Here is a 20,013-nt window from a genome sequence, read left to right as displayed (position 1 = left end):
ACCCATTCATAAAGTGAATGGTTTGCTCTCTGGCCAAAAGTCTAAGTTACTGATCACTCATTGAACAGCCACTGGAAAAATTCAGCAACTTTACTACTTCCTCAGCGACCCTTAAAAGGAGTCTAAATTTTTCTCAATCTATTATTCTCTTCTCCTGTTAATAGAGCTATATATTCTATCATTGTTAGTTATTCTGCAACGATGTCCTCTTGTAATTGATTTTGAATATATGCTTCTATAATCTTGTTATTTCTTCCAACCTTAAGTATAACGCAGAATTTACAATTAGCTATAAAAATTCTCTGATTATACAATTTACTTATTTATTTATTGAATAGGGTTGTGTATAATCGTAAATAATACTTAAAGAAAGGGCTTACAACTTTTGCTATGAGAAAAACTATATTAAGAGGATCTGTATTGCTCGTTATGATTAGCAGTTTAAACGTCATTTCTTCTACCAATACTTACGCACAAACCTATACTACTATTGAGGAAGCACAAAAAGCACATCCATATGCTCAATTTAAAACGAATCGATCAGATGGCACATTTATGTATACATATGGAGGATCAAATGTACAAAGTAAGGACAATACGACTAGAAGTAACCGATTAGAAAATCACTCTTTTATAAAAAAACGTAACGCCAATTCAATCAAAAATAATCAACCATCCTCACATGAAACAAGCGGGGATAATTCTAGTCAAACATTTACTAAAACGAATGATTCTTTACCTATGGCGCCTGGGCCGCATAATATACATAACAATTTAGGTTACCCAGTAACGACGAATGATACACCCATTCTAGAACCATCACCTCCAGTTACTAATCTCTTTCCATCAGAAATCGAAAATGAGGATTATAAAGATTTAAATAAGGCTTACAAAAAAGATGATCACGGTATGATTACATATATAGATATGGATATTTTATATGACGAATTACAATTAGATGAGTTCAATGAAAAAGCACAGACCATAGATGGAAGACCACTTGCAATAGGTAATGGCAAAATCATCGATACTCCTTTATTTACCAGTAAGAATAATTTATATACTTCCGGTCAATGTACTTGGTATGTGTTCGATAAGCGTGCCAAAGATGGTAAAACGATTAGTACATTTTGGGGAGATGCACGTAATTGGGCGGGACAAGCTTTGGCTTCAGGATTTAAAGTGGATCACAAACCAACAGCGGGCTCAATCTTACAAACAGTTAATGGACCATATGGTCACGTAGCTTATGTAGAGCGAGTTAATTTAGATGGCAGCATATTTATTTCTGAAATGAATTGGATTGCACCATATATAACATCAACACGTACAATTTCATCATCTGAAGTGAGTTCATATAATTATATTCACTAAAAACGTGTCATGACTATTACTGAACTCAGACTAGACTTAGTCTTATCCTTAAATTTCTAAAAAAAATGAAACATCAGCTATTTTTTAAAAGCTTTTGTCTCATTTTTCTGTCACTATTTTATCTATATATTCTGTATAAAATTTATATCAATATTTATTATCAAGCGTTTCATATCCTTTAGTTTAAGCACATAGATCCGCCGATATAATTATGAATATAGTAAGTCAAAATGTTGAGCCTCGTCTCTATACATTAAACTTGTATTAGATAAATAATACCGAATCACTTCTATTTTAGTTTGAATAGATATAGGCGTTTCTTCCTTTAATACACCTCGGGCTTAGGAATGTAGTTCTTTAGTCCTTCCAGAAGTATATCTTATATTAGCATTGTATTACAACGGTAGTATAAGATATGTAATATTTAATGATTAATTCTATTAGTTAAGCGCTTGTAATAAAATACTCTTCTACAACTTATTTAAAAAAATGAAGGGTAACGTTTATTACTTTTATTTTTGAGGCAATTTTCACAACGAATTTTATATTTTCCTAACAATATTTTACAACTTTGTCACCTAATAATTAACCCGTACTTAGTTTTAGAGGAACACCTGATAAATATTTATCCAAACACGAAAACGCCTCTATTTAACTTTTTACTTTATGTATCCGGTGTAACGGAGGCATATCAAAAGTATACAGCCTATAATATCTATATATAATTTGTCTTCTATACTTAGGTGTTAAAACTATGAGATACTGACTGTTTCACTTTGTATGTGCTAAACTATTTGTGTCGTTAGACATATTGGCATCTCCTCGTATAGTTAACATTGATTGACTGACCAAATATTAAACTAACATGAGGGATGCCAATTTTAATACAACGTAAAATCCTTTCTTGAACTACACGCCTAGCGACATGGTTTACATACAATAATTATAAAAAGTTTAAGCGTCGAATTAATAGTGTTTAAGCCGTATTATTATCATTCATCTCATAGTTTAAATTTATTTAACAACACCTGAATCACTAATACTTCTTAAAAGTAGCAATGATAAAAGAGCTAATAAAATAGAAATAGTTATAGACAAATTAAAACTATCATCTATAGAGAATAGAATACCTCCAACTAATGAACCTAATCCAATACCTAGATTTAAAATTGAAATATCATAACTTAGTATTTGACTAGGATCTCCTCGTAAAAATTTCAATAATCCGTACTGAACTGTGGGATTCGTTCCCCAGTGAAATAAATTCCAAATAAACACGCTCATTATTAGCACAAATACACTCTGGCCCATAAATAGAATAAATGTAATAGATAATATATATATAAATATAATAATAATCCCTGATACACTATATCCCTTTTTTTCTGACAGAATATTTCCTAATTTAGAACCTAATACCCCGGCAACACCTGATAAAAACAAACATAAACTTACAATAAAAACATTATGTCCTTTACTTTTAACTAAAGGCTCTAAATATGTAAATAAAATGCTATTAGATATCATCATAAATAATAAAAAGCACAATATCATAACGATTCCTCTATAACTTAAAATTGTGTATTCACTAGTATTATCATTATCTTGTTTTATATTACTAGGTATAAAATAAATTACACTTAATAAGCACAGAAAAGTGATAATGGCTATACCATAAAATGGAATTTTCCAATCATAATAAGAAGCAATTAACGTTCCAATTGGGATACCTAGTATGTTCGCAGCACTAAATCCAACATAAATATTAGCAATAACACTAGATTTTTTTTCAATAGGTACGATATTCGCTCCTGTTGACATTAATTTAACAGTAATTAATGATGCTGTACCAGCCAACATTACTCTTATAATACAAAGTAATACATAATTTTCAACAATCGTTGTTATTATAGTCAATATAATAAAAAAAGCTAAACTATATACTAATAATTTTTTTTCATTTATATTTTTTGTTAACTTAGTTAGTATTGGGCTAAGTACAGAGAATGAAATAGCATATATGGTTACTAACTGACCAATAAGTGAAGTACTAACATGAAATTCCTCACTCATTTCATTCATCATTCCTACAATAATTAAATCAGAAACCCCAACAAGAAACATAGTTAAAAAGCCAATTATAGTTACTATTTTGTTAAGTGACATCAGCTACCTCTCAAATCTCTATTGATAAAAATTCTCAATTTAGAAACAGGGTTTTCCAATTTTAATTTCTCTCTGCTATGACTCCCCCATGCTACTGCGCATGAAGGTACATCAGCACTTTTGGCCAATTGTATATCAAATACAGCATCTCTTATATATATAGTTTCTTTTTTGTAAAAATTGTACTTATTTAAAATGTATAAAATCCCATCTGGAGACGGTTTATATTCTTTAACTTTATCTGACCCTACGACTTCAAAAAATAATTGTTTAATTCCTAATATTTTTAAACTTCTTTTTAATAGATCAGTTTTTTTACTTAAAACTACGAATAGTTTCGCTTTTTTCCAAAGCTTCTCAAGTTGTTCTAACGTATTGTCATAAATTTCTAAATACGAAGTTTCAACTTTTTTGTAGTTTTCTCTAAATAAGGTTATAAGTTCATTACTTTCTTCGAGTTTTAATTTTACTGAACTCATCAAACCAAATAATTTCTCTATAGGAATACCCATATAATATGCAACTTGGTTATCACTAGGTTCTTCTAATCCATAATCTAAAAAAGATTTTTTAGTTGTAATAAAACTACATTTCTTTGAATCAGCTATTGTTCCTTCAAAATCAAAAAATAAATTTTTATACAATGTTCATCCTCGTTTCTAAAATAATTTTTAACTATTAATTTTATATCTTAAAGCTAATAGATCATTAAAATAGTCTATATCAAAAACATGATAGTATGCAGCTAGATTTTTGTCGAAGGTTGCTATATTAATACTTTCTCTATATTTTTCTATAGTTGTAACATCATTTGTCAGTAATAAGTTCATGTTATTTATATATTCAGTATTATCACAATCAGATAAATTTTCAATATTTTCTCTTCTAAACAGACTTTGAAAATTTTGAATTGATGTTGAATATTTTTGTAATATCGTATCATCTATAATAATTTTTTTAGGTATAAATCTTTTGAACTTCCATGGCTCATATGATTTTTCTTCATTTGTATCACCGATAAAGTACGATAATTTCGCCGGCGAAAATTTTCCTGAACCAATAACTGGGCCTAATCCTGGATGTACTGGGCATCCGTCATACTTTTCAGCAAGGTCTCTTACAGTTTTTTGTGCCTTAGCTTTAACTTTCATATTAGAGTTAAAATATTCATCAGATTTACTTAAAGTTTGCATAGCTAGTGTTATAAAAGCTCCAAGGTTTCGAGATTTTCTATTTTGATAACTATTCGAACTAAAATTAATAAACCATAGCTCATTTTTAAATAAAAAAGAATACCCATCGGTTAATGGATCATTATCAATAGTATCTTCTTCATTACCATATTCATTTTTCATTGTTGACAGAACTTCCCAAACCATAAACTGTTTAGCATGAATGTTCATATCACCTATAGGTTCAAAATAAACTAATAAACCTGAAACACCTCTATCTTTCTTGGGCATTGTTTCTAAATTAGTTAAATAATCAGTGATATCCTGTGCTAATTCTTTAGAACTATAAGGATATTTTAAAGCTGAGTAAAAATGTACTTGTTTATTGTGTCCTTGCACTCCAAAAACACATGGAAACCCTTTAGATTCAATAACTTTTTGAGTCTTTTCAATTTCATTTTTTAACCATTCATACTTCTTGTCTAAATTCTTGACATTATTTTGAGAAATAAACACTTAATCACCCCTAGATAATATACACTATAAAAATTATATCTTAAACTATAGAATATTCAAATATATTTTTATAGTGGTTAACAATCAACATCTATTTTTAAAACTTTAGACTTTACATGATAAATAAACCTAATATTTAGAAGCTTCTAATTTGACTATATTACACTTAATTAATTTTATAAATCTCGAAAGCAATATATCCTTTACTGTTATGTGTTTTATCATACGTTTTAAATTTTCAACGTGTGGTAGATAATGGTTTAAAGCGATTACCTAATGAGACTATACGTTAATAGGTCATTCATTGGATTTAGACTGTGAATTTTAGCTAAACATTAACCTTTTTAAATTTTTATTCTGAAATTAAGGGGGTAATTGTTTAGCTTATTTATTTGATGAACTTGGCTCTTAGACGCCATCTTTTTAAGTAATTCCTCAATTTATATCTATTAATAATGATTAACTACTCATTCTAATAGTGGCATTTTTGAGAGCTAGGTTTTGAACCAATATTCACTTATATTTAATTCTTATCAATAAACAAAGCCTAAGAATCTTTGGGAGAAGTCCTCAACAAGCAGACGCGGCACCATGTCAGTGGCTCGGTTTCCCAGGGTGCCTTACCTGCAAAGCTTGGTGGGAGCGGGACAGAAATCTAATTTGAATAAAAAGATTTTGTAGTCCCGCCCCGGCAAGGATGACTAGAATTTAAAAAGCTTGATACAAGCGCATTTTCAAATCAGTCATCTACTGCCAAGATGCTGAAAGAAGCTGAGACATTACATTATGTCTCAGCCTCCTTGTGTTGGGGCCCCACCCCAACTCGCAGTGCCCGTCGAAACTGATGAATCAGTTTCTTTGTGTTGGGGCCCCACCCCAACTCGCAGTGCCCGTCGAAACTGATGAATCAGTTTCTCCTTGTTGGGGCCCCACCTCTATAACCTTTCAATTATTTGCTATTTAAATATTGATGAAATGCTGAAATGTCTTCATTATGATGAGATAAATAATGTGTTAGTATTTCCTCATGTATTTGTGGATTAGCAGCGATGACTGAGCTAGGCTTGATGAGAGACAAAGGATTTCCTAATAAGTCGGTTACTACACCATTAACCTCTTCTAAAATGATAGCGGCTCCAGCATAATCCCACGGACTTAACCTCGGAGTCATATAAGCTGCTAGTTTCCCTGTTGCTACGTTTACTATTTCTAAAGCAGCTGATCCATACGCCCGTGCACTTCGCGCATCAGCTACTATTTGTTTAAATATGGCTTCTGATTTAGATCGCGTGAGCCAATTAGGATTAATACCAATGATACTTGTTTTTAAAGTTGTCTGCTCTACCGTTTTAATACGCTGTCGATTAATATAAGCGCCTTCACCCTTTTTAGCGTGATATAACGTATCACTTATTACATCGTACACGAAGCCAGCATATGATTCGTTATCTTTATAAATACCTATAGAAATTGCGAAATTATCAGCTTGATGTACAAAGTTCAGCGTGCCATCTATTGGGTCGATCACCCAACTGAAACCTTCCAATTGCGTTAGCTCATGACCGTGCCCTTCCTCTCCGATAACTTGATGATCAGGGTAAGTATCGAGAATGCTATTATAAATATAGTTTTCCACTTCTCTATCAATATTTGTCACAAGATCATTTGGGTTAGATTTAGTTTCAACCTGGATAGACTCATCCATTCTAGACCTTACTTGTCCACCTGCTTCTAATATTAGACCTTTCGCAAATTCATACACTGTCATATGATCATCTCCTGTTTATTACATTAAAACTCAACCTTTTTTATTTCAGCTCACACAAGTATAAAGGGGATTCGTATCTTTCACATTTTTATTAAAATTAGCTCTTTAGATTCAAATACTTGCGTAAGCGTTTACAACTTAAATCGTTAAGTATTAAGCTCCTTCAATATAACCTAACAATTCAGAGTGAATTACTAACAATTCTTAGTGAACTTAATAGTAACACGCTTATACTTAAAACCAAAATGAATTATATTATTTTACACACAATGTGATATATTCATTTTAACTTTTAACCAATGGCACTTACAATGAGTATTTTCTTAAACTATGCTACAATATCTACAATATATAAGCTTATGAGGAGGATACAATGACTCTATATACATTTAAACCTAATGATTTTAAAGTATTTGAAGTTGATGGTCTCGACGCACGAATGGAAGCATTAAATGAGCATATACGCCCTCAGCTTCAGGAATTAGGTGAATATTTCTCTCAATTTCTAGAAACAGAAACTGGCGAAGTATTCTACCCTCACGTGGCTAAACACGCAAGGCGCAGTGTTAACCCACCTAAAGATACATGGGTAGCATTCGCTACGAATAAACGTGGCTATAAGATGCAACCTCACTTTCAAATCGGCTTATTCCGTGACCAACTGTTCGTCATGTATGGTGTTATGCATGAAGCTAAGGATAAAGAAGAACAAGTCAAAGTATTTGAAGAACAGTTGGATTACTTAACTTCGCTACCTGAAGATTACTGTTTAAGTCTTGATCATATGAAACCGGAGAAAAAGTATATTAAAGATTTATCTACAGAAGATATTCAATCAGCAATTGATCGAGTGAAAAATGTTAAAAAAGGCGAACTATTTGTTGCTAGAACGTTAGATCCAAATGACTATCGACTAAAGAAAGATCAAGCATTTCTATACTTTTTAGAAGATACGTTCAAACACTTATTAAGATTTTTTAAATAGCTATTCAATGAGTCATACTCCTAACTATTACCTATGTGTCACTTGTGCAAAAGCGGAAGTCACTTAGTAAAAGTATAGCTCATGAATATCGTCCAAATTATAACCTTACAATATATCATACAAAAGGCAATGCCTACTTTAAGCGGATGAACTCCGAAAGTAGTCATTGCCTTTTAGCTTTACAAAGTACTGTTCGATTAACTCATTATCTTCGTTCTGGAGCCTCGAAATGATAACGATTAAATCTATCTGAATGTCTTTTATTTCTGTGATGACGCGTAATCAGTAGTATTCCAGAGATTAACCATAATATAGCAGCAATCCAATTATATGTAAATAAACCTACGAGTGCCATCGCAATCAGTAACATAGATGATAACACACGCTTCTGCTTAATAATTAATAATGCAATTAGAGCAAAAATTGTACTAAATAACAGTCCAACTAATATATAACTACAAACAAAAGTTATTTGATCAACCGAAATAGATTGATTTTGTTCCTTAAATTGATTTATAATTTCTTTTTTCGTTTGAGGTATGTATAGACTTATGACGATAAGTAGCATGAAGAAAGTATATATCGCACTCAATCCGACACCTATCCAACCAATTATTTTTTCAAGTTTACTACTCATATCCTTCCTCCTTTTCTTCTTAATATTATCTTATCAGATAAATACTTTTACAGAAAATATAAATCCTAACACTCTGATAGGTTCAAATTTTTATACATATTGGGCTGCACCTGAGGGAATAGAAGGGAGCGGGACATAATGTAATGTCTCAGTCTCTTCAACACTTCGGTAGTAGATGACTGATTTGAAAACGCGCTTGTATCAAGCTTTTTTCAATTCTAGTCATCCTTGCCGGGGCGGGACGACGAAATCTTTTTTATTCAAATTAGATTTCTGTCCCGCTCCCTCTCCAAAGTTATTCAAAATTATTTTTTAGGTTGACCTAACTTTAAGTTTAGATTAAGGTGTTATATATAAGTTTTAATATGAAGGTGATAAATTGAAGCAGAATATGCAAGCATCTAGAAAAAGTTTAGAAGAAATTAATAATACCGTTTCGGTCAATAAAGAAGGCAAAGCAAGTCAAAAGTTGCTTTCTTATCTAGGACCTGGATTACTCGTCGCAGTAGGATATATGGATCCAGGTAATTGGATAACTTCAATGCAAGGTGGAGCACAGTTTGGTTACACCTTATTATTCGTCATACTGCTCTCAAGTATTGCAGCTATGATACTTCAAAGTATGACAGTACGGTTGGGGATAGCTACTGGCGATGACTTAGCGCAAGCAACAAGTCGTTACTTAAATAAACCGTTAGCTTTCGTATTTTGGATTATTGCGGAACTCGCTATTATTGCGACCGATATAGCAGAAGTCATTGGGAGTGCCATTGCACTTGATTTACTTTTTAATATACCTTTAATTGTCGGTGCAATTATTACCGTTCTTGATGTATTCTTATTATTATTTATTATGCGATTTGGCTTCCGTAAGATAGAAGCTATTGTAGGTGTACTTATTTTCACAGTTCTAGTTATATTTGTGTTTGAAGTTTTTGTAGCTTCACCCCACGTCAATGCTATGCTTGAAGGATTTCTACCTAGCAAAACGATTATAACTAACCATAGTATCCTCTTTATCGCATTAGGTATCGTAGGTGCTACAATCATGCCTCATAACCTTTACTTACATTCTTCAATCGTTCAATCTAGAATGTATGATCGCAACAAAGAAGAAAGCAAGGCTGAGGCTATAAAATATGCTATCATGGATTCAAATATTCAGTTAGGTATCGCGTTTATAATTAATTGTTTATTGCTCGTCTTAGGCGCAGCTCTATTCTACGGAATGGATAGTGATAAACTAGGTGGATTCTATGATTTATACAATGCGTTGCATCATCAACCGTTACTCGGGGCTACGATGGGTGCCGTTATGAGTACTTTATTTGCAATAGCATTATTAGCTTCAGGTCAAAACTCTACAATAACTGGAACGATTGCTGGACAAATCGTCATGGAAGGGTTTATCAACTTACGCCTACCTAATTGGCTTCGCCGACTCGTAACACGTGGTCTAGCTATCTTACCTATCATCTTATGCCTCATTATTTACAAGGGTAGTGAAGCTAAGATGGAAGAGTTGTTGGTATTCTCCCAAGTGTTCTTAAGTATTGCACTACCATTTACACTAATTCCGCTTCAACTCGCTACCAATAATAGAAAAATGATGGGTAAATTTAAGAATAAAATTTGGATCAATATCGTTTCATGGTCACTGATAATTATATTAAGCATATTAAATATTTATCTGATCTACGAAACTTTCCAAGAATTATAGATTAGATAGCATGTCACAGTTACAATGAAATTGCACTCCTAGAAGAGGTTATGGCATAAAGTCTCTGTACTCTAGGATACGGATTAACATTGTCATAGAAGTAGGAATGTCGACAGAAATGCTCACGATTCGGGAGCGGGACAGAAATCTTTTTATTCAAATTAGATTTCTGCCCCGCTCCCATTTTTTTAGAGTCTTATATCTCAGGCTCGTTTCTACATCACCAACTATTCTAGATGTAAAAATATATTATTTTTCTTTGTGATGTTCTGTCGATTCTTCTACGCTATCTTCATCGTGATGACTAGGGTTACCAGTGACCTTTTTTCGCTCCTCGTAATTCATACGACGCTGGTTCACTGCGCTTGGTTGATGTTTTCTTTTTTCTTTCAACCGTTGTTTACGCTCTTTCTTCTCTTGACGTGCTTGAGCCTTTTCTTCTTTTCGTTGTTGCTTTACTCGTGCAGCCTCTTCAGCTTCCTCTTGCTTACGTCGCTCAGCTTCTTCTTTCTCTCTTAGTCGTCTTTCCTCTTGCTGACGAATGGCTTCTTCTCTAGAAAGTCGTTGTTCATCATCATACACTTCTGGTTCCTTATCTTGCTCTATACCAGTGTTAAAGTCCTCAGATTTATATTTCTTTTTATAATTATATTTCTCTTGCCGAGACAGCACTTCAGGTTCTTCGTTAGTAGTAGTTGTGTAATCACTAGGTGCGTAACCTCCGCGTCGCAGATCTTCTTTATAGTGATTATTATTGGCTTCTATATCACGGTCTTGCTTGCGAGGATTATCATAATTGGGTTCAGGTTGATCATGCTGTTCATAATTTCTGTCATCATTGTAAAATGGCTGATTATAACCTGGACCATATGACATCGCATACTCAACTTTATCACGTCGCACAAACATCATAATTGACACGATAAAGAATAAGATAGGAATAATTAATGTCACAAATAATAATATGAGTGGCAACGTTATGACAGAGGCAATTAAAAATAGAATGCCACTTAAAATTCTAATATTCATTGAAATTAATGCGAGGAATGAGATAAGTAAACAGACAATAAAGTAAACTATAATTGCCCATATACCATTTTGTAACCAAACCACAAATTGAGTAGTATTCAAGTCCCAACTTGTAAACAGTTGTTGCGCGAAATCATTATTATTTAATGCCGCTTCTAATTTTTGAATAGACGTATCACTACTAAATGATACGAGCGCTATAAACATCATCATTACGGTCAAAAGCAAAAGAAAAATCCAGTTTAACCAACCTAGTACTTTCTCTCCCACCCGATTAACCGGGCGTCTAAGTTGAGTGAATTGTTCATCTGACATACTAACAGCTCCTTATATGTCTCATTAATATCTGACGTGTTAATCCTCTAACACGATTTTTAGCCTAAAGTTTCAAGATTAGAATTGAGGTCGAGACTAAAGCGTTTAAGATTTGAGCATGGGGCCCCAACACAAAGAAACTGGTTCATCAGTTTCCACTAGCAATGCGAGTTGGGGTGGGGCCTCAACACAGAGAAACTGATAAATCAGTTTCCACAAGCAAAGCAAGTTGGGGTGGGCCCCAACAGAGAGAAACTGGGACATAATGTAATGTCTCAAGCTCTTTCAACATCTTGGCAGTAGATGACTGATTTGAAAATGCGCTTGTATCAAGCTTTTTTCAATTCTAGTCATCCTTGCCGGGGCGGGACTACGAAATCTTTTTTATTCAAATTAGATTTCTGTCCCGCTCCCTCAACATCTCGGCAGTAGATGGCTGATTTGAAAACGCGCTTGTATCAAGCTTTTTTCAATTCTAGCCATCCTTGCCGGGGCGGGACTACGAAATCTTTTTATTCAAATTAAATTTCTGTCCCGCTCCCGACTCGTGAGCATTTCTGCCTTTGGGGCGCCGTTAATCGGTTTCCCAGCGCACAGAAACTTCATGTCTCAACCTTTGTCGGTACGCATGTGTTTACTAAAGTGCTAATAATATGTAATTCAAAATTTTATTACTTTTATTATATCTGATTTACAATAACATAACTACTCTCAGAATCTCTACCTTAAATTCATCTTAAATTCCAAAAAACGATCATTGTATTCACCTAATTTCTGCTGTCCTAAATCCCTGTATACTTCTAAGCTCCGTTGTTGGGCTTGAGTTGGATAGAAGCTCTTGTCATTTCTAATATGGGCAGGAAGTTGAGCTCGTGCAGCCTTATTCGGAGTTGCATAGCCTACCCATTCTGTATTCTGCTTACTATTTTCTTCATCTAATAAGAAGTTAATAAACCGATATGCTCCCTCTTTATTCTGTGCAGTCTTAGGTATAACCATGTTGTCCAACCACATATTTGAACCCTCTTCAGGCACCACATAATCAAAATTTGGATTGTCTTCCACTAAAGGTAAAGCAACGCCGCTCCAGACAACAGCTACATTAGCTTCATGGTGTGACATCATCAACGAAACCTCATCACCGACGACACCTCTAATCTGTGGTGCTAGTCTACTGAGTTCACTTTGCGCCTTATTTAAGTGGTCTTCATTAGTATCATTCAAACTAAATCCCAACTTATTCAGCGCCATCCCCATTACTTCTCTAGCACCATCAACTAATAAAATGTCATTGCGCAACTGAGGTTGGTTCAAGCTTGCCCATGAATTGAAATTGATATCGGCGTACTGTTCTTTATTATAAAGTATTCCTACCGTCCCAAAAAAGTAAGGAATTGAATAGCGATTTCCTTTATCGAAGTCTTGATTCAAATAAGCTCTATCAAGGTTGCAATAGTTGGATAATTTCTTGTGATCGATCGTGTGCAGTAGTTGCTCTTTCTTCATCTTCTCAACAGTGTAATCGCTCGGAAAAGCCACATCGTAATGCGTACCTCCATTACGAATTTTAGCTTCCATGGCCTCATTTGAATCAAACGTTTCATAGATTACTTTTATTCCGGTTTGCTTTTCGAACTTGTGAATTAAACTGGGATCAATATACTCACCCCAATTATAAATATATACTTTTTCTTTCGTCTTTGAAGCATGGTGAGAGGTATATTCGTGACTGATAATTAAGCATATGATGCCGATAACCGTAGCACTTGCACATATTTGAAGTAATGTTTTCATCGTTGAATACCTCTTTTTAAATATCTTTGAAATAATAAGTAGCCACTGATTCCTATGAGTATGGCTACAAAGAGTAATGTGGAAATGGCATTAATTTCCATATTGATCCCTTTTCTAGCCATTGAATAAACCTCTACTGATAAGACACTAAAACCATTACCCGTCACGAAGAAACTTACTGTGAAATCATCAAGTGAATATGTCAAAGCCATAAAAAAACCACCGATTATAGCGGGTGTCAATTGCGGTAAGATGACTCGATTCAATATTTGAATTTCAGTTGCCCCTAGATCTTGAGCTGCATCTAATATAGAAGGGTTGAGCTCTGCTAGACGCGGTAAGACGAGTAAGAATACTATAGGGATACAGAAAGCAACATGAGAAAGAAGGACAGTGAACAATCCTAAGCCTAAACCAGTTAAGTGTCCAACAGCAATAAACATAATTAGAAATGAAGCTCCAATTACAACGTCAGAAGAAATTAACAATATATTATTCATAGCTGTCAACATGCGCTTTAATCGTTTCTGCCTTAAGTAATATACACCTACTGCTCCCAGCGTTCCAATCAATGTAGATATTGCCGCAGCTATTAGAGCTACCCCTAGTGTATTAAAAATAATGCTCATCAATCGATTATCTTTAAATAAAGATTGGTAATGGTTGAGGGTGAATCCCTCGAAGTGAGTCATAGTATTTCCCGAATTAAAGGAGTAGACTATTAGAAATATAATAGGTACATATAGAAAGATCAGTAGAATAGCTATATAGAGTTTACCGTACCACTTCATATCATTATTCCTTCCTAGAACCTTTACTGAGCACCTGCGTGATAAGTAATACAATAATCATGAAAATAATGAGTGTCAGCGCTATTGAAGAACCTAAGCCATAATTCTGACTTACGAGAAATTGTTCTTCTATAGCAGTGCCGACGTTAATCACTTTATTACCAGCAATCAAACGAGTAATCATAAACAGTGATAATGATGGTATGAAAGTAACTTGAATCCCTGTTATTATTCCCTTTTTACTCATAGGAATTAGCACTCTCCACACAGTCGCCCACGTGCCAGCACCTAAGTCTTTCGACGCTTGAATTACATTCACTGGTATATCTTTTAAACTATTAAATATTGGTAAGATCATAAAGGGAATATAAATATAGGTCGCTACTATGACGAAAGCTGTGCCAGTAAATAATATATTTAGCGACGGTAAATGAAAAAAGTCCATGAGTTGGTTGATTATACCGTCGTGACTGAAAATACTTATAAAAGCATAGGTTTTTAGTAATAAATTAAGCCAAGTAGGCACGATAAGAAGAATTAAAAGTATATGTTGATAAGACGAATAAGTTAAAAAGTAAGCAGCCGGATAACTTACCAACAAAGTTAGAATTGTAATAAGCAAAGCAAAGAATACTGATTCTCCAAACATTTGTAAATAACTGAGTGAAAAGATTTGCTGGTAATTATTGATACTAAAATGACCATGTATATCAGTAAAAGAAAAATAAATCAGTAAAATGATAGGTATCACAATAAACATGGCCATCCATAAGATATAAGGTAACAGCAACAACTTTATTACTTTAGACATGAGTATTCGCCTCATAACTCTCAATACGCTTATCAAACTCTTCTTCTGATTCTCCAGGGACCATAATGTGGAGCGCTTCTGGAGCAAAATAAAGACCTATGTCATCTCCAACTGTGGCAGACTTCGTAGAGTGCACAATCCATTCATACCCTTTCTTATCAATACAACATATTTCATAGTGTACACCTCTAAATAACATCGAATCCACGGTAACTTTGAACAACCCCTGTTCAAGAGGTACTAAATCGATATCTTCCGGACGAATGACCACTTCCACACTTGTATGTGGGAGAATACCCATGTCGACACAGTCGAAAGCTTGTCCGTATATATTTACTTTAAAGTCTTCCACCATCATTCCTGGTATGATATTAGACTCCCCAATAAAATCAGCTACAAAGCGATTGACTGGTTCATCATAAATATCGTTAGGCGTACCAAATTGTTGAACTTGTCCATCTTTCATTACATATATGTAGTCACTTAGTGCTAACGCTTCCTCTTGGTCATGTGTGACAAATACGAAGGTAATTCCAAGTCGTGATTGCAGCTCTCTTAATTCATATTGCATTTCAGTTCTTAGCTTTAAATCTAAGGCGGATAAAGATTCATCTAATAACAGAATTTCAGGTTCATTAACGATCGCACGAGCAATTGCAATGCGCTGTTTCTGGCCTCCGCTCAATTCAGATATAGAGCGCTGTTCATAACCTTCAAGCTTAACTAGCTTTAATGATTCAGAAACCTTTCGTGTAATGTCTCTTTGTCGCATACCTTTTAACCTTAGACCAAATGCTATATTGTCAAATACATTCAGGTGTGGAAATAAGGCGTAGTCTTGAAATACAGTGTTAACTTGTCTCTTATTAGGAGCTAAACCTTGTATGTCTTCGCCTCTATAGATAATCTCTCCATGATCTGGTTGTACAAATCCTGCTATTAACTTTAAGATGGTCGTTTTACCGCAACCTGAGGGACCTAATAACGTATAAAAATATCCTGACTCTAACTCGATATTTATATTTCTTAAAATCGGAGTGTCATCAAATTGCTTTGACACCCCTTTGAAGGATAATAAAGACATGTTCGTCCTCCTATAAATAAGATGCAGTTACAACGATCAACGCTTGAGATGCTTGATCACTCGGATTAGATAAACAATGCATTTGGTTTGCTTTAAAGTACAGAGCATCACCAGGATCTGCATAATACTCATGTTCACCTAAGTCTAATTTCACACACCCTTTTAAACAATAAATAAACGTTTCAGAATCGGAAGGAGCAAATTGCTTATAAGAAGCATACGCTCTCAATGTTATAAGTAAAGGTTCCATCTCAAATTCATTCGATTGATTCACTAACCAATTTAGTAGGTAGCCATCATCATATTCGTCATAAGTAATCTGTTGTTCTTTCGGGTATAGAACTTTCATCTCTGCTTCTTGCTTGAAGAAATCACTTGGTTCGGTTCCCAGCACTTCTAGGATAATTAAGAACTTGTCTAAACTTGGCGATGCGTGCGAACTCTCAATTTGACTAATATATCCCTTCGTTAAATCTGTTCTCTCAGCAAGCTCTTCTTGAGTAAGATTTTTTACTTTCCTTAAGTCTTTAAGCTTTTGTCCTAAATTCATCTCATACCTCTTTATAGTCAAACGTAAAAAAGCTATATCTTGTTTACTTTTACTAAACTTTTTGTTTACTGCTTAATAAAAGTACCAAAATATAGCTTTAATAGCAAGAACTATTTTCACTCGTTAGAAATTTTTTCATCGGACTGAGATTTCGCTTTTTGCACCACTTGATATGAGTTGTAGCCACTTGCTTTTTCAAATGTCTTAAAAATTTGTTTCTCTTCAGCTTTGCTAGGGATTATTTCTTTAAATCTGCGGTATTTATCGATTACATGTTGTCCGATGACATATGACTCATAATAAGCTTCAACTTGGTTGAAGAACGATATGACATCCATCATTTCGTCGTTAGACCAATCTAAATCTAGAGGGTAATGATAATCCAAGTTAGATATCTCCTTTCTGCTACTTGTTTAATAAACTAATGACTCACTTCTGATAGATGAAATAAAAAACCACCAGAACTCCCTGGTGGCTTTTTAATAAATAGCTATATTTATAGAGTATTACATTGAGTGAATTGGAAGTCCAAGTGCTTTTTCAGCAGCTTCCATTGACATTTCACCTAATGTTGGGTGAGCGTGTACAGTTAAGGCGATATCTTCAGCATTCATACCTGATTCGATAGCTAAACCTAATTCAGAGATAACGTCAGAAGCTCCTGTTCCTGCGACTTGTGCTCCAATTACAGTGTTGTCTTCTTTTAACGTAATTAATTTAATGAAGCCGTTAGTATCATCTAATGATAAAGCACGACCGTTCGCTGCATATGGGAATTTAGAAGCTTTATAATCGATACCTTCTTCTTTAGCTTGAGCTTCAGTATAACCTACTTGAGCTAGTTCTGGATCAGTAAACGCTACTGCTGGCATACCGATATAATCTACTTCAGAAGCTTCTCCTGAGATTGCTTCAGCAGCTACTTTAGCTTCATAACTCGCTTTATGAGCAAGAGCTAAACCTGGTACGATGTCTCCAATTGCATAAATATTGTCAATTGAAGTTCTGCTTTGTTTATCAACTTCTAATAAACCACGTTCGCCAAATTTAATACCTAATTCTTCTAAACCTAACTCATCTGTATTAGGTCGACGACCAACTGTTACTAATACGTAATCAGCTTCGATCGTTTTTTCTTCACCTTTAACTTCGTAAGTAACTGTTACGCCATCTTCACTTTCTTCAGCTGACTTCGCCATAGCTTCTGTCACAATTTCGATTCCTTTTTCTTTCATACCTTTTTTAACAGGTTGCGTCATTTGCTTCTCAAAGCCACCTAGGATATCCTTAGCACCTTCAAGAATAGTAACTTCAGAACCGAAATTAGCATATGCTGTACCTAACTCAGAACCAATGTAGCCACCGCCGACTACAACTAATTTCTTAGGTACTTCTTCTAAATTAAGCGCACCTGTTGAATCGATAACGCGTTTGCCAAATTCGAAATTAGGAATTTCGATTGGTCTAGAACCTGTAGCAATAATGGCATTTTTAAAGTTGTAAGTTTGAGCTGACTTTTCATCCATAACTCGTAAACTATTATTATCAACGAAGTAAGCTTCACCTTTAACAATTTCAACTTTATTACCTTTTAGTAATCCTTCAACTCCACCAGTTAACTTGTTAACTACTGAGTTTTTGAACTCTTGTACCTGATCAAATTTCAATCTAACACTTTCAGCTACCACACCTAGGTTTTCAGAATTCTGAGCTTCTTCAAAGCGGTGAGATACGTGTAAAAGTGCTTTAGAAGGAATACATCCTACATTAAGACAAACGCCACCTAAATTGCCTTTCTCAACAATTGTTACTTTTTGTCCTAATTGTGCAGCACGAATAGCAGCTACGTATCCACCTGGACCTGCTCCGATTACTATAGTGTCAGTTTCAATTGGAAAATCTCCAACTACCATATTTTACCCCTCCATTAATAATAATTCCGGATTATTTAATAATCGTTTAATATGATTCATAGCATTTTGACCAGTAGCACCATCAATTTGTCTATGGTCGAAACTTAATGATAATGCAAGTACAGGAGCAGCTATGATTTCTCCATCTTTAACAATTGGTTTTTGAGCAATACGACCAATACCTAAGATTGCTACTTCTGGATGGTTGATTACTGGTGTAAACCATTGTCCACCTGCAGAACCAATATTACTAATTGTGCAAGTAGCACCTTTCATTTCTTCTGATGTTAGTTTACCATCTCTAGCTTTAACTGCAAGCTCATTGATTTCATCAGAGATTTCAAAGATTGATTTACGATCCGCATGTTTAACTACTGGAACTAATAAGCCTCTTTCAGTATCAGCCGCAATACCTATATTCCAATAATGTTTATGAGTAATTGTACCTTCGTCTTCATTGAATGAAGTATTAAGCGCTGGATATTTTTTCAATGCAGATACAAGCGCTTTAACTACATATGGTAAGAATGTAAGTTTAGTGCCTTGCTCTGCAGCAATTTCTTTGAATTTCTTACGGTGATCCCAAAGTTGTTGAACGTCAATTTCATCCATTAACGTCACGTGTGGAGCTGTATGTTTAGAGTTTACCATTGCTTTAGCGATAGCTTTACGCATTGCTGGGATGTTCTCTGTTGTTTCTGGGAAGTCACCTTCTTGAGAAACTGGTGCGGATTGACTAGTACTTTCACTTGCTGAATCATCAGAAGCTGTAGTTTCTGTCTCAGTAGCTGTGTCACCGTTTAGGTATGCGTCGACATCTTCTTTTAAGATACGACCATGTTTACCTGTACCATCAACAGCTTTGATATTCACGCCGTTTTCACGTGCATATTTACGTACTGAAGGCATTGCTTTAACGCGTCTATTCTCATCAACATCTTCCTCGCTAGAGTCAGCAGTGCTTGAATCAGCTTGTGAAGTGGCTTCTTCTTGAGATGAGTCAGTTTCCTCTTGTTCATCTTTCTTCGAATCGTCATGATCCCCACCTTTAAATTGCATCTCTTCAGCATCAGGGGCATCAATCTTAACGATAGTATCACCAACTACAGCTACTGTACCTTCATCTACTAATACTTCTTCAATAGTACCAGAAACTGGCGAGGGGATTTCTACGACTGATTTATCGTTTTGAACTTCAGCTAGTACATCATCTTCTTCAATTGTGTCTCCAGCTTTAACAAACCATTTTACAATTTCACCTTCATGGATACCTTCACCAATATCAGGTAATTTAAATTCAAACGCCACGGTCTTGTCCTCCTAATATTTCATAGTAAATTATCTATTTGACAGTTAAGTAAGTACAGAGGAATTAATTGTAAAGACGT

Annotated in this window: 17 protein-coding genes; 3 read left to right on the top strand and 14 right to left on the bottom strand. The window is 34.5% G+C overall.

Annotated elements, in window-relative coordinates; all coding sequences use genetic code 11:
- Nucleotides 1-429: 429 nt before the first annotated feature.
- Nucleotides 430-1,374 carry a CHAP domain-containing protein gene (locus N9R04_RS03025; protein WP_444544741.1) on the top strand — a complete coding sequence of 315 codons (945 nt, stop codon included), beginning with the start codon at nucleotides 430-432 and terminating at the stop codon, nucleotides 1,372-1,374.
- A 1,014-nt stretch (nucleotides 1,375-2,388) separates the two neighbouring features.
- Here N9R04_RS03025 and N9R04_RS03020 read toward each other — a convergent pair.
- The 4 genes from N9R04_RS03020 to N9R04_RS03005 all read right to left on the bottom strand — a co-directional run bounded on the left by N9R04_RS03020 (nucleotide 2,389) and on the right by N9R04_RS03005 (nucleotide 6,996).
- The gene (locus N9R04_RS03020) at nucleotides 2,389-3,540 is read right to left on the bottom strand and encodes an MFS transporter (protein ID WP_262855030.1); all 1,152 of its coding nucleotides are present in this window, start codon (nucleotides 3,538-3,540) and stop codon (nucleotides 2,389-2,391) included.
- Nucleotides 3,540-4,184: an HAD family hydrolase gene (locus N9R04_RS03015; RefSeq protein ID WP_373316335.1), complete on the bottom strand. Its 645-nt coding sequence runs from the start codon at nucleotides 4,182-4,184 to the stop codon at nucleotides 3,540-3,542. The genes N9R04_RS03020 and N9R04_RS03015 overlap by 1 nt, the downstream gene beginning before the upstream one ends.
- A gap of 27 nt (nucleotides 4,185-4,211) precedes the next feature.
- The gene (locus N9R04_RS03010; protein ID WP_262855029.1) at nucleotides 4,212-5,228 is read right to left on the bottom strand and encodes a YqcI/YcgG family protein; all 1,017 of its coding nucleotides are present in this window, start codon (nucleotides 5,226-5,228) and stop codon (nucleotides 4,212-4,214) included.
- Between the two features lie 949 nt (nucleotides 5,229-6,177).
- Complete coding sequence (locus N9R04_RS03005) at nucleotides 6,178-6,996, bottom strand: inositol monophosphatase family protein (protein WP_262855028.1); 819 nt, start codon at nucleotides 6,994-6,996, stop codon at nucleotides 6,178-6,180.
- A 373-nt stretch (nucleotides 6,997-7,369) separates the two neighbouring features.
- On the opposite strand from N9R04_RS03005, the gene N9R04_RS03000 reads away from it, so the two are divergent.
- Nucleotides 7,370-7,981: a YktB family protein gene (locus N9R04_RS03000; RefSeq protein WP_262855027.1), complete on the top strand. Its 612-nt coding sequence runs from the start codon at nucleotides 7,370-7,372 to the stop codon at nucleotides 7,979-7,981.
- A gap of 205 nt (nucleotides 7,982-8,186) precedes the next feature.
- On the opposite strand, the gene N9R04_RS02995 is transcribed toward N9R04_RS03000, so the two are convergent.
- On the bottom strand, nucleotides 8,187-8,618 hold the full coding sequence (locus N9R04_RS02995) for a DUF4064 domain-containing protein (protein ID WP_262855026.1): 432 nt from the start codon (nucleotides 8,616-8,618) through the stop codon (nucleotides 8,187-8,189).
- A gap of 391 nt (nucleotides 8,619-9,009) precedes the next feature.
- Here N9R04_RS02995 and N9R04_RS02990 point away from each other — a divergent pair, with 391 nt between their 5' ends.
- Nucleotides 9,010-10,338, top strand: a complete 1,329-nt coding sequence (locus N9R04_RS02990; RefSeq protein WP_262855134.1) for an Nramp family divalent metal transporter — start codon at nucleotides 9,010-9,012, stop codon at nucleotides 10,336-10,338.
- A gap of 249 nt (nucleotides 10,339-10,587) precedes the next feature.
- On the opposite strand, the gene auxB is transcribed toward N9R04_RS02990, so the two are convergent.
- From auxB to N9R04_RS02945, 9 genes are all read right to left on the bottom strand, one after another.
- Nucleotides 10,588-11,682, bottom strand: a complete 1,095-nt coding sequence (gene auxB / locus N9R04_RS02985) for a lipoteichoic acid stability factor AuxB (protein ID WP_262855025.1) — start codon at nucleotides 11,680-11,682, stop codon at nucleotides 10,588-10,590.
- A gap of 720 nt (nucleotides 11,683-12,402) precedes the next feature.
- Nucleotides 12,403-13,476 carry an ABC transporter substrate-binding protein gene (locus tag N9R04_RS02980; protein WP_262855024.1) on the bottom strand — a complete coding sequence of 358 codons (1,074 nt, stop codon included), beginning with the start codon at nucleotides 13,474-13,476 and terminating at the stop codon, nucleotides 12,403-12,405.
- On the bottom strand, nucleotides 13,473-14,267 hold the full coding sequence (locus N9R04_RS02975) for an ABC transporter permease (protein WP_262855023.1): 795 nt from the start codon (nucleotides 14,265-14,267) through the stop codon (nucleotides 13,473-13,475). The genes N9R04_RS02980 and N9R04_RS02975 overlap by 4 nt, the downstream gene beginning before the upstream one ends.
- 4 nt (nucleotides 14,268-14,271) lie before the next feature.
- The gene (locus tag N9R04_RS02970) at nucleotides 14,272-15,078 is read right to left on the bottom strand and encodes an ABC transporter permease (RefSeq protein WP_262855022.1); all 807 of its coding nucleotides are present in this window, start codon (nucleotides 15,076-15,078) and stop codon (nucleotides 14,272-14,274) included.
- Complete coding sequence (locus N9R04_RS02965) at nucleotides 15,071-16,162, bottom strand: ABC transporter ATP-binding protein (protein WP_262855021.1); 1,092 nt, start codon at nucleotides 16,160-16,162, stop codon at nucleotides 15,071-15,073. The genes N9R04_RS02970 and N9R04_RS02965 overlap by 8 nt, the downstream gene beginning before the upstream one ends.
- Nucleotides 16,163-16,172: 10 nt before the next feature.
- On the bottom strand, nucleotides 16,173-16,712 hold the full coding sequence (locus N9R04_RS02960; RefSeq protein ID WP_262855020.1) for a helix-turn-helix domain-containing protein: 540 nt from the start codon (nucleotides 16,710-16,712) through the stop codon (nucleotides 16,173-16,175).
- A gap of 116 nt (nucleotides 16,713-16,828) precedes the next feature.
- Nucleotides 16,829-17,098: a UPF0223 family protein gene (locus N9R04_RS02955; protein WP_262855019.1), complete on the bottom strand. Its 270-nt coding sequence runs from the start codon at nucleotides 17,096-17,098 to the stop codon at nucleotides 16,829-16,831.
- Nucleotides 17,099-17,218: 120 nt separating this feature from the next.
- On the bottom strand, nucleotides 17,219-18,625 hold the full coding sequence (gene lpdA / locus N9R04_RS02950) for a dihydrolipoyl dehydrogenase (protein ID WP_262855018.1): 1,407 nt from the start codon (nucleotides 18,623-18,625) through the stop codon (nucleotides 17,219-17,221).
- 3 nt (nucleotides 18,626-18,628) lie between these two features.
- Nucleotides 18,629-19,933 carry a dihydrolipoamide acetyltransferase family protein gene (locus tag N9R04_RS02945; RefSeq protein ID WP_262855017.1) on the bottom strand — a complete coding sequence of 435 codons (1,305 nt, stop codon included), beginning with the start codon at nucleotides 19,931-19,933 and terminating at the stop codon, nucleotides 18,629-18,631.
- Between the last annotated feature and the right edge of the window lie 80 nt (nucleotides 19,934-20,013).

Source organism: Staphylococcus marylandisciuri (assembly GCF_025519785.1).
GTDB lineage: Bacteria > Bacillota > Bacilli > Staphylococcales > Staphylococcaceae > Staphylococcus > Staphylococcus marylandisciuri.
Note: the sequence above shows the minus strand (reverse complement) of the source record. Positions and strands in the feature narration are given on the sequence as shown.